General features: G+C 75.4%; 1 protein-coding gene. It reads left to right on the plus strand.

Annotated elements, in window-relative coordinates:
- On the plus strand, positions 1–629 hold a 629-nt coding region (locus ABEB16_RS17960), incomplete at its 5' end, for an FAD-dependent oxidoreductase (protein ID WP_345713586.1).
- Between the last annotated feature and the right edge of the window lie 59 nt (positions 630–688).

Here is a 688-nt window from a genome sequence, read left to right on the forward strand (position 1 = left end):
CGCACGTGCGGCTGGCGCAGGAGGCGGGCATCCCGCTCGGTCCCTCCGGCGGCATCGCCGTGGACCAGCGGATGCGCACCGGCGTCGAGGGGGTGTGGGCCGCCGGGGACTGCGTGGAGTCCCGCCACCGGCTGTCGGGGCAGCGGGTCGTCGTGGCGCTGGGCACCCACGCCAACAAGCAGGGGCGGGTGGCGGGCATCAACGTCGGCGGCGGGTACGCCACGTTCCCCGGCGTCATCGGCACCGCCGTGACGAAGGTGTGCGACCTGGAGGTGGCGCGCACGGGGTTGTCCAGCCGCGACGCCGAGGAGGCCGGCTACTCCTTCGTCACGGCGTCGCTGGACTCCACCACCCGCGCCGGGTACTTCCCCGGCGCCGAGCCGATCCGGGTCAAGGTGATCGCCGAGCGGCGCAGCGGCCGGCTCATCGGCGCGCAGATCGTCGGCCGCGCGGGGTCGGCCAAGCGGATCGACACCCTCGCCGCCTGCATCTGGAACGAGATGTCCGTGGAGGAGGTCCTGTCCCTGGACCTGGCCTACGCCCCGCCGTTCTCCCCGGTGTGGGACCCGGTGCTGGTGGCCGCGCGCAAGGCGTCCGCCGCGGTGGAGGACGACCTGCGCGAGCGCTGAGACGCCGCGCGCGGGCGAACTCCGCGACGGGCGGCCGCGTGCGTCCCCGTGCGCTCACC

Source organism: Kineococcus glutinatus, assembly GCF_039542765.1.
GTDB classification, from domain to species: domain Bacteria; phylum Actinomycetota; class Actinomycetes; order Actinomycetales; family Kineococcaceae; genus Kineococcus_A; species Kineococcus_A glutinatus.